The organism is Marisediminitalea sp., from assembly GCF_984433645.1.
In genome coordinates this window covers 25,098-35,483 of sequence record NZ_CFIDRX010000020.1, presented here as the reverse complement: position 1 = coordinate 35,483, position 10,386 = coordinate 25,098, and the positions used below count along the sequence as shown (strand labels likewise).

Here is a 10,386-nt window from a genome sequence, read left to right as displayed (position 1 = left end):
GTTTCTGCAACTGATAAACCGCGAGCTTTAATGTGTCCAGTGATATCACGTTCTCGATTTGCTGCTCGTTTGCCGCCATTACGCGGTCCAGCACAGCCATATCCAATCCGGCGTTGTGCAGCACCCATACGTGGGAATGTGCATACTGGCTGAGTTTCTTAAGCGCATCCCTTACATGCACGCCTTGTGCAATAGTATCCGCGGTTAGCCCGTGGATTACCGGGCTCTGTTCTAAATCGCCAGATGCGCGTACCACTTCGTAGTAACAGGAAGACACATCAATACTGCCTGCCTTACCTTCTACCCAGCCAATCGAGGTAATCTTCGCCTTCTTGGGGTCCAGTGACGTCAGCTCTAAATCAATTGCCAGCAAGGGCATATCACGCAGCATTTGATGCTTGCGCTCTTCGGGTAACAAAGTGCCTCCCGCCATCCAGCGTTGGATACGCCCCCACCACGAAAGCGACGGCGCAGACGCATTACTCACGACATACCTCCAGAAAATTTCATTACCGCAGCTTGCTGGGCGCGATCAATGGCTTTAAATGCCGCTTTAAGCTGGTGCTTTTCTATGGAGGATAAGTCGCTAATCGACACACAATTATCTGTTACTTTATTTTGCAACTGATGCCGCCAACGCAAACGGGTCAGGAATAGCCAGATATCCCGCAGGTTATTGGCATCTCTCGACGATAACCCGGCACCGGCAGGCAAGCTGGCTAAACGCGCCAACGTAGAGGGCATCGTCAATCCGTTGTCGAGCGCATAGAGTCTTACCAGGTTATTAATGATGGCAATGGCTTTTACCTTCAGATCAATGGCATCCTTTACGCTATGGCCTTTTTCAAATACAAACTTCTGAAACATCGATAACGGCACAGAATCACTGTTTGCCTGACGTGCTAATGCCGCCAGAAACATTTTCTGCTTCAACAAAGGCGCTCGTGCCAATTGCATTTTTCTGAACAACTCTACATCGCCGGCCGCAGCCCGTGCATCCAGGAAGATATTAAAGTACATGATGGCTTTAGATGTTGGCTGCTTTACCCACTGCTGTGCTTCGTGAATGGCATCGTCGAGTGACAAACGCAGCTCCGGGTTGCTGGCCATAATATTCCCCGGGCATAGCTTGATGCCGCATTTACCCAACCCGTTACACACATAGTCTGCCATGCCCGCAAAATACTCGGCTTCTTGCTCATTTGGGGTGCGTGCCAATAACAGACCATTGTCCTGATCTGACCCCATCGTCTGGTCTTCCCGCGCCTGAGAGCCATACACAATCCAGGTATAAGGTATAGGCGCAGAGCCATGCTGTTGCTGATAGAAGGTAATCAGCTTGCGCGTCATAATATCCGTCGCCTGTGCCAGCACTTTGCCGGCAATGTCATAATCCCCGGGGCGCTTGGCGTGGGTTGCCAAATAGTGCGGCATTTGCCACGACAGCCGTGTCAGTTCATACAGATTCTCTGCCTTGGACAGTTCGCCAATAATAAACAGCACGTTGCCTTTCTGATGACGAATGATATCAGACGCCGTTACCATGCCCATGGGTTGACGGGATACCCGGTCGACCACCGGCAAGTGATGAATGTTGCGTTCACTCATAAGTGCCATGGCGTCAAACATAGTGCGGTTTTGCGTGATCATGGCGGGCTTGTCGGTCATGATTGTCGATACGGGTAAGCCAACATCTAACGCTGTGGCAACAACCCGATTGCGCAGATCTCTGTCGGTGACAATCCCCGCCAGTTTTTCGTTTTCTGTGATCAGCAGCGAGGACACATTGTTTTCACTCATCAATTCAGCGGCCTGCTGCACCGACAGCCCAATATCCGCACTTACGGGCTGGCGCTCTATCACTTCGTTCAGTGATTTATAAAGCCACATGGAATTTGAGTCCTGGACCGCCTGGTTTTGCAGCGCCTCGCTCTTTGTACCTTCGAAAAAGTTAGCCACTTCCGGCGTCGACAGCAGCGCTTTAAACGCTTCTGACTCAAAGCAATACACCAGCCCCGGGCTGTCAATTTTCACTTCTATAGGATGGGATACGCCATCAATAATACTGTGAAACCCGAAGTAGTCTCCTTCACTTAAGTGGCGTTCTGGTCCGTCGCTGTCTTTTACCGAAAACTGACCGCTTTGAATCAAAAACAACCTGTCGGCATTTTCCTGTAATAACTGATTCTGGTTCTCCGCCGCCAGATAGATAAGCCTGGCGTGTTTAGCCAAATCCTGTAACGCATCGTCAGCCAGCACATCAAATGGCGCAGATGTTTTTAAGAAATCCAGTACCTGTTGGGGTGTCGCACTCATTATTGCCTCCCATCCCGCCCGTGAAAACCTTGTTGTTACATATAAGTGTAGCGCCTTTGCGGTTTATAACGGGTGAACCAGATCAAAGACGTATCAGCTATTTACACCAGGATTCACTCTAAAATAACCCCTGGTGTAAATCCTTTATATAAAAGTTAATGGCCGAAGAGTAAAAAGGCCCATCCGAGGATGAGCCTTTCTTTATAACGCTAGTTCAGTTTAGTGAGCTGATGCATCACCGGCACCTTTAGGGAAGCGGATGCTTTCCACCAGGTCCTGAATTTCCTGAGGCGCTTCGTCAGTCATCTTGTACACGCCGTAGGCAACTGCGAAGTTAACAATCATACCCAGTGTACCAATACCTTCTGGTGAAATACCGAACCACCAGTTAGCAGGCACGTTGGCTGCCGGATTGATAAACTTGAAGTAGATGATGTATGCCGCTGTGAACGCGATACCCGCAATCATCCCCGCGATAGCACCTTTATCATTCATACGCTTGCTAAAGATACCCATAATAATCGCTGGGAAGAAACTGGATGCCGCGAGTCCGAACGCGAAGGCGACCACCTGCGCTACGAATCCTGGCGGGTTAATCCCGAAGTAACCGGCAATCACAATCGCCACACCTGCTGCGAGTCGTGCATAGAACAACTCGGCTTTATCGGTAATGTTTGGCGCAAAGTTACGTTTCAGTAAGTCATGTGATACCGAGGTAGAGATTACCAGCAGCAGACCCGCCGAGGTAGACAGTGCCGCAGCTACACCACCAGCGGCCACCAGTGCGATTACCCATGCAGGCAGATTCGCAATCTCTGGGTTAGCCAGTACCATGATGTCACGGTCAACTTTCACTTCGTTTTTGCTAGCCGGGTCGTCAATGCTACCAGCAGCATAGAACATTTTGCCGTCGCCATTCTTATCCTTAAAGGTTATCAGGCCAGTTTGCTCCCAGTTCTTAATCCAACTTGGTGCTTCGGCGTAAGATGTACCCTGCATGTCTGTACCATTGATGGTTTCAATCATGTTTACACGACCGAATGAAGCCAGAGCCGGTGCAGTTGTGTAAAGAATAGCGATGAATACCAGCGCCCAACCCGCACTCTTACGCGCATCACGTACTTTAGGTACCGTGAAGAAGCGAACGATTACGTGAGGCAGACCCGCAGTACCTACCATCAGAGCGAAGGTAATGAAGAAGACGTCGATGGTGCTCTTCGTACCGGACGTATATTCATTAAAGCCGAGTTCGACGGAGAGGTTGTCGAGTTTCTCCAACATGTACATCCCCGACCCGTCAGCCAGTGTCGCACCGAAAGCGGTTTGAGGAAGAATGTGACCTGTTACCATCATTGAGATGAACACAACAGGTACGATGTAAGCAAAAATCAGTACGCAGTACTGAGCAACCTGTGTATAGGTGATACCTTTCATGCCACCTAAAACAGTGTAGAAGAATACAATTGCCATACCAATAACCACACCGGTTACGATATCAACTTCCAGGAAGCGGCTGAATACCACGCCCACACCACGCATCTGACCTGCAACGTAGGTAAAACATACGAAGATGGCACAGAAAACGGCGACCGTACGGGCAGTTTGTGAGTAGTAGCGATCACCAATGAAATCCGGTACAGTAAATTTACCGAACTTACGCAGGTATGGTGCAAGACATAGTGCCAACAGTACGTAACCACCAGTCCAGCCCATCAGGTAAACTGCGCCGTCGTATCCCATAAAGGAAATCAGACCGGCCATGGAAATAAACGATGCGGCTGACATCCAGTCTGCTGCGGTTGCCATACCGTTCATGACAGGTGGAACACCGCCACCGGCTACATAGAAGTCAGTGGTTGAACCAGCGCGAGCCCAAATCGCGATTGCGATATACAGAGCAAAGGAAGCGCCAACGATGATAAAGGTTAATAATTGAACATCCATTGGACTACTCCTCGTCTACGCCGTATTTTTTGTCCAGTGCGTTCATTTTGGCCATATAGACAAAAATGAGCGCAACAAATACGTATATTGCACCTTGCTGTGCGAACCAGAATCCCAGCTTGAAGCCAAAGAATTGGATGTTATTCAGCACATCAACAAAAAGGATGCCGCAGCCAAAAGACACGACAAACCAGATTACTAACAATTTGGCGAGGAGGGAGAGATTCTCCTTCCAGTACGCCGTTTTGTCGTCATCACTTTTAAATGCCATCTTTCCGTCCTCGTAAATAGGTTAACTCGATGTATTATTTTTACATTTTCCTAACGACAAGCTTCTCAGGCGACTTTAGCGTTTTTGACTTTTGTTCTACATCGCAAAAATCGCCTAAAAACCGCATAATTAGGAGCTTCGGATATACTCTAGTCGCGCAAAATCAATCTAGGAATGAGACCATGGTCGTAGGTCAGGTATTAGAGGGTTGCGTATAATGTCATCAATATTGTTAAAAACCTGTTAGGACAAGGCATGACGTTCGGTTGGGTTACACTGGCACTGCTGTATTTATTTTTGTTGTTTAACATTGCCAGTTGGGGTGACAAAAACTCCCCTACCGCCAGATGGATAACCTCTCACCCGGTGATCTACTCACTGGCGCTGGCAATTTACTGTACCGCCTGGACGTTCTTTGGTGCGGTCGGTCAGGCATCCCGAGACACCTGGATTTACCTGCCCATATTATTAGGCCCAGTGCTGGTCTATATTTTGGGATATCGTTTCATATATAAACTTACTTTGGTGAGTAAGAAACAGCACATCAACACCATTGCCGACTTTATTGCTTCGCGATACGGCAAACGACAGGCCGTCGCACTGCTGGTTACTATCATCGCGCTACTCGCCACCATTCCTTACATCGCACTACAACTAAAAGCAATTGGCGCTACGTTTAAACTGCTTACCAATCAACCTAACAGCCAGTTTATTATTGTCATTTCAACGGCGTTTATTGCGTTGTTCGCAATTTATTTTGGTACCAAACAAACCGACGTTACCGAATATCGTCGCGGCCTTATTCTGGCTATTTCATTTGAGTCGACGATTAAATTACTGGCGCTGGTGCTGGTTGCCTTTGTGGGCTATCAGGCGTGGTACAATCTGGAAAGCGCACCGATTCTGGAGCGCTTTGTCAGCGACGAAGCCCTGTCGCAGTTCTCCTCGTTCACGTTCTTCGCGCAAACCATTATGGCCGCCGCCGCGGTTATTTGCTTACCCCGTCAGTTTCACGTTGCAATCGTAGACAACCTGAGTCTGAACCACCTGAAAACGGCTCGCTGGCTGTTCCCGTTGTACCTATTGGTCACCGCCGCTGTTATTCCTGTTATAGCCATGGCCGGGCAAGCAGTGTTTAGCGGTCAGAATGTCGAGCCAGATACCTATGTGTTGTCTTTGGCCATTTATTCAGAATCCCTGCTGCTGCAAATTATTGTGTTTGTGGGTGGGCTTTCTGCAGCCACGGCCATGATCATTGTGGCTACGCTGACGCTGAGTACCATGCTAACTAACGACGTGGTGCTACCCCGTCTACTTGCGGTAAAGCAACATTCCGCGACCTATGGCGATTACGGTAAACGCATCAGGCTGATCCGCCGAATTATCATTGGCATCATATTGTTGCTGGCTTTCTTGTATCACCAACAAATGACAGGCAGTCGGTCGCTGCACTCTATTGGTTTGATCGCCTTCTCGCTGGTGATTCAGCTGCTACCCGCCGTTATTGGCGGATTGTACTGGAAGCGTGGTCACGCCCACGGCGTCTACGCCGGACTTATGGTCGGCTTGATCACCTGGGTTTTGTGGTTGGTGCTGCCCATCGTAAACAGCACTATGTCGGAATACGAGCAAAGTGAGTTACTTAGCCAGGGGGCCATTATCAGCCTGATTGCGAATTTGCTCGCTTATGTGCTGTTCTCCTGGTTTGCCCCTGCCCGACTCATTGACCGGATTCAGGCTGAAGCCTTTGTATCTCCGGCAGATGCGCGTAATACCCCGGCGAAAAACCAAAGTATCAACGTCACCATTGCTGATCTCATTACCCTGCTATCTACCTTTATGGGGTCGGGGCGCTGCCAGCAGTTAGTCAATGAATACCAGCAGTTACACCATTGTACCGTTGAACGAACAGAGCCACCTGACGAAGCCTTTATGGCCTTTTGCGAACGCGCACTGGGTGGGGTAATTGGCGCATCCAGCGCCAAGGCGTTAATCGATTCGGTGTTGCGCGGTAAGAAGCTAGACTTCACCGAGGTCATTAACTTCTTCGATGACACCACCCAGGCCATGCAATTCAATATGACGGCCTTGTTAACCTCGCTGGAGAACATGGACCAGGGGATCAGTGTCATCGACAAGCACCTGAATCTGGTGGCCTGGAACAAGCAATACGCCGCTTTGTACAATTATCCCGAAGAATTACTCGTTGTGGGTACGCCAATTGAAAAGCTCATGCGCTACAACGCAGAACGCGGTGAGTTCGGGCGCGAAGACATTGAAGCCGAAGTCGAGAAGCGCCTGGAGCATCTGAAATCTGGTACCCCTCACCGTTTTACCCGTCAACGCAGTGATGGCCGCGTCATAGAAATGGTCGGCAACCCGCTTCCCGGCGGCGGCTTTGTAACCAGCTTTAACGACATCACCGGTCACGTTGAGATCCAGCAGGCGCTGGAAGAATCCAATATCGACCTGGAACACCGCATTAAAAAGCGCACGGAAGAAGTGCACTCCATAAACGCCGAACTCCGTCTGGAAATCGAGCGCAGACGCGACATCGAAAAAGAACTTATCCGCGCGCGAAAAGCCGCAGAAGACGCTAATGCCAGTAAAACACGCTTCCTGGCACTAGCAAGCCACGATGTGTTGCAACCACTCAATGCAGCAAAATTATACGTATCAGCCCTACAAGAAGCGTATTTACCCGACTCTGTGGTCAACATTGTCAATAAACTGAGCCACTCTGTGATGTCGAGTGAAGCGCTGATTGCCACCTTACTGGATATTGCCCGGCTTGATCAGGGCGAGCTGAAGCCGAACCCTGAACCCATTAATATCCGCGAGTTATGTGGGCCGATCGTTGACGAAATGACCATGCGGGCAAAAGAGAAAGGGATTGTCTTAAAAACCCGGCTGCCCGATTACTGGGTCTATGCCGACAAAACCTTTTTGTACCGAATTTTACAAAACTTGCTGTCAAATGCGGTTAAATACACTGAACACGGCAAAGTGTTGCTGTCTGCCAGAAAACGAGACGGGAAGATTCTCCTCGAAGTGCGCGATACAGGTATTGGTATTTCACAAGAACAACAAGCGCTGATCTTCAGCGATTTCTATCGCACAAATGAAAGTGCTGAGCATGGTATTGGGCTTGGTTTAGGTGTTGTCCGGCGCTTGAGCCACCAAATGCAATGTAAAATCCACGTGGACTCAGAAGTCGGTCGAGGCAGCTGTTTCTCGCTCAGTTTTCCTGTATCAACACCACAGATCGCTCAACAACAAACGCAGGGTAATCCGACGGCTTCATTTGGTAGCTTGCGCGTACTGTGCGTAGACGACCAGCAGGAAAACCTGGATGCCATGCAAACCCTGTTGGAACGTTGGGGGATCAGCGTAGTATTGGCTGACAACTGGGATGATGCCATAAAGCAAGCCGATATTTTCTCGCCGCAAATCCTGTTGATGGACTATCAATTGGGTAACGGTGTGAATGGTCTGGACCTGATAGAAGCTATCAGGCAGCACCTGGATGTGGTACTTCCGGCGTCTTTGGTTACCGCTACCCATGACGAGGACTTGGTAACACGCTGTAAAGAACAAGGCGTTAACTACCTGAGCAAACCTCTGAAGCCAGCCAAATTGCGTGCTCTGCTTAAAAGTATGACCCGACATGTTAAAGCGGCGCGTCATTGAACGCGCGCCGGCTTAATCTGCAGGCAAATAAACTGCTGTCCAAATTCTGAATGCGGTTGATTTATCTGGTTATTCGATTAGGTTTAAACAACAAGTGATGTGACTGGTCGATTAGCAACACTATCGAAATCCCTCACCGTCACGACAAATATTATTCGGTTTACATTCCTGAGTATGCAGGCAAAGTACACCGGTTTTTAACCCCCTGCGAACAGGCCAGATTATGCGTATTGCAATCTTATCCCGTAACCCAAAATTGTATTCTACCCGCCGTCTTAAAGAAGCTGGCGAACAACGCGGTCACACCGTTGACATTATTGACACCATGCATTGCTACATGGACATTACCAGCAGCAATCCGTCTGTTCGCTACAACGGTAAGAAGCTACCTAAATATGACGCCGTAATTCCGCGTATTGGCGCATCGGTGAGCTTTTATGGCACATCCGTAGTCCGTCAGTTCGAAATGATGGGCACTTACAGTATCAATGAATCCGTTGCCATCAGCCGCTCACGCGACAAATTGCGTTCATTGCAGCTGTTGTCGCGCAAGGGCATTGGTTTGCCACGTACTGGCTTTGCTCACCACCCTGACAAAGTTGACGACGTTATTAAGAACGTTGGCGGTGCACCGGTTGTAATTAAACTGCTGGAAGGTACTCAGGGTATCGGCGTTGTACTGGCCGAAACACAAAAAACCGCAGAAGCAATTATTGAAGCTTTCATGGGTCTGAATGCCAGTATTTTGGTGCAGGAATACATCAAGGAAGCCGGCGGTTCAGACATCCGCTGTTTCGTCGTCGGTGGCAAAGTAATTGCTGCTATGAAGCGTCAGGCGGCACCGGGGGAATTCCGTTCAAATCTGCATCGTGGTGGGTCAGCGAGCCTGGTTCGCCTGTCTCCTGCAGAACGTAAAACTGCCGTTGATGCAGCGCGCACTCTGGGCCTGAACTGCTGTGGTGTTGACATTTTACGCTCGAATAACGGCCCGGTTGTAATGGAAGTCAACTCGTCACCAGGACTGGAAGGTATCGAAGCGGCAACCAACAAAGATGTTGCCGGTATGATCATTGAATTTATTGAAGGTTCGGCTAAGCCGAACAACACCAGAACGAAAGGGAAAGGCTAATGGCCATTGCACCATTGGAAATTGGCGGTGAAATCATTGCACCGGGAGAAACCAAGAAAATAGCCTTGGACATGCCTCCGTTGTATACCGCCACCAGCATGAACATACCGGTATTTGTAAAGCGCGGTAAGCGCGCCGGACCCACTATGTTTGTCAGTGCCGCTATTCACGGCGACGAACTAAATGGGATTGAAATCGTCTCGCGCCTCATTCGCTCCAAAAGCATTGCGAATTTAAAAGGCACCTTGATTGCTGTTCCAATGGTAAATGTGTACGGCGTACTGAATCAGTCCCGTTACTTACCGGACCGACGTGACCTGAACCGGAGCTTTCCGGGCAGCCGAAAAGGCAGCCTTGCTGGTCGTCTGGCTTACTTGTTCTACAAGGAAGTGGTGAGCAAATGTGACTTCGGTATCGATTTACACACAGGCGCTATTCATCGCAGTAATTTGCCACAGATCCGCGCAAACCTGGATGATCCGGAAGTACTGGAAATGGCCAAGGCGTTTGGTGTACCTGTATTGTTGAATGCTGATATCCGCGACGGTTCGTTACGCCAAACAGCCAGTGAAGACGGTATAAAGATTTTGCTTTATGAAGCGGGTCAGGCCCTGCGTTATGACGAGTTTTCAATTCGGGCTGGCGTAAAAGGCATTATCAATACCATGCGCCACATGGGCATGCTGAACAAAAGCCGCAGCAAAAAAGCCGTCGCGATAACACCGTTTATTGCCCGTGCAAGCGGTTGGGTGCGCGCACCAGAGAGCGGCTTTATTACGCACTCTGCGCAACTTGGTGATCATGTCGAAAAAGGGGACGTACTGGCTGTGATTGCAGATTCATTCGGCACCTTTCAGGCAAATATCATCAGCCCGGCGGAAGGCGTGGTGATCGGCAAACAAAATATCCCGCTTACGCAGGAAGGCGAGGCGATATATCACATTGCTTACTTTAAGGCCCCGGATACTGTGGCTGAACAAGTGGAGCTGTTACAAGACAATCTGGTTTCAACTGAATCAACACTGGTACTCTGATC

7 protein-coding genes are annotated in these 10,386 nt (G+C 49.4%); 3 read left to right on the top strand and 4 right to left on the bottom strand.

Annotation, left to right across the window (positions count from 1 at the left end; translation table 11 throughout):
- The 4 genes from AC4MRN_RS04740 to AC4MRN_RS04725 form a co-directional block, all read right to left on the bottom strand.
- A partial coding sequence (locus AC4MRN_RS04740) for a 3'-5' exonuclease (RefSeq protein WP_491202639.1) occupies window positions 1-487 on the bottom strand: 487 nt, incomplete at its 3' end.
- A complete protein-coding gene (locus AC4MRN_RS04735) occupies window positions 484-2,316 on the bottom strand; it encodes a DUF294 nucleotidyltransferase-like domain-containing protein (RefSeq protein WP_490711731.1) in 1,833 nt (610 codons plus the stop codon). The genes AC4MRN_RS04740 and AC4MRN_RS04735, both read right to left, overlap by 4 nt.
- A 219-nt stretch (window positions 2,317-2,535) precedes the next feature.
- Window positions 2,536-4,260: a sodium:solute symporter family protein gene (locus AC4MRN_RS04730; protein ID WP_370241623.1), complete on the bottom strand. Its 1,725-nt coding sequence runs from the start codon at window positions 4,258-4,260 to the stop codon at window positions 2,536-2,538.
- Window positions 4,261-4,264: 4 nt separating this feature from the next.
- Entirely contained in the window at window positions 4,265-4,531 is a 267-nt protein-coding gene (locus tag AC4MRN_RS04725; RefSeq protein WP_073325131.1) for a DUF4212 domain-containing protein, read from the bottom strand.
- 255 nt (window positions 4,532-4,786) lie between these two features.
- Here AC4MRN_RS04725 and AC4MRN_RS04720 point away from each other — a divergent pair, with 255 nt between their 5' ends.
- The 3 genes from AC4MRN_RS04720 to AC4MRN_RS04710 all read left to right on the top strand — a co-directional run bounded on the left by AC4MRN_RS04720 (window position 4,787) and on the right by AC4MRN_RS04710 (window position 10,384).
- Window positions 4,787-8,221: a PAS domain-containing hybrid sensor histidine kinase/response regulator gene (locus tag AC4MRN_RS04720; RefSeq protein ID WP_370241624.1), complete on the top strand. Its 3,435-nt coding sequence runs from the start codon at window positions 4,787-4,789 to the stop codon at window positions 8,219-8,221.
- Window positions 8,222-8,444: 223 nt separating this feature from the next.
- On the top strand, window positions 8,445-9,350 hold the full coding sequence (rimK, locus tag AC4MRN_RS04715) for a 30S ribosomal protein S6--L-glutamate ligase (RefSeq protein ID WP_073325129.1): 906 nt from the start codon (window positions 8,445-8,447) through the stop codon (window positions 9,348-9,350).
- A complete protein-coding gene (locus tag AC4MRN_RS04710; protein WP_073325128.1) occupies window positions 9,350-10,384 on the top strand; it encodes a succinylglutamate desuccinylase/aspartoacylase family protein in 1,035 nt (344 codons plus the stop codon). The genes rimK and AC4MRN_RS04710 overlap by 1 nt, the downstream gene beginning before the upstream one ends.
- Window positions 10,385-10,386 lie beyond the last annotated feature (2 nt).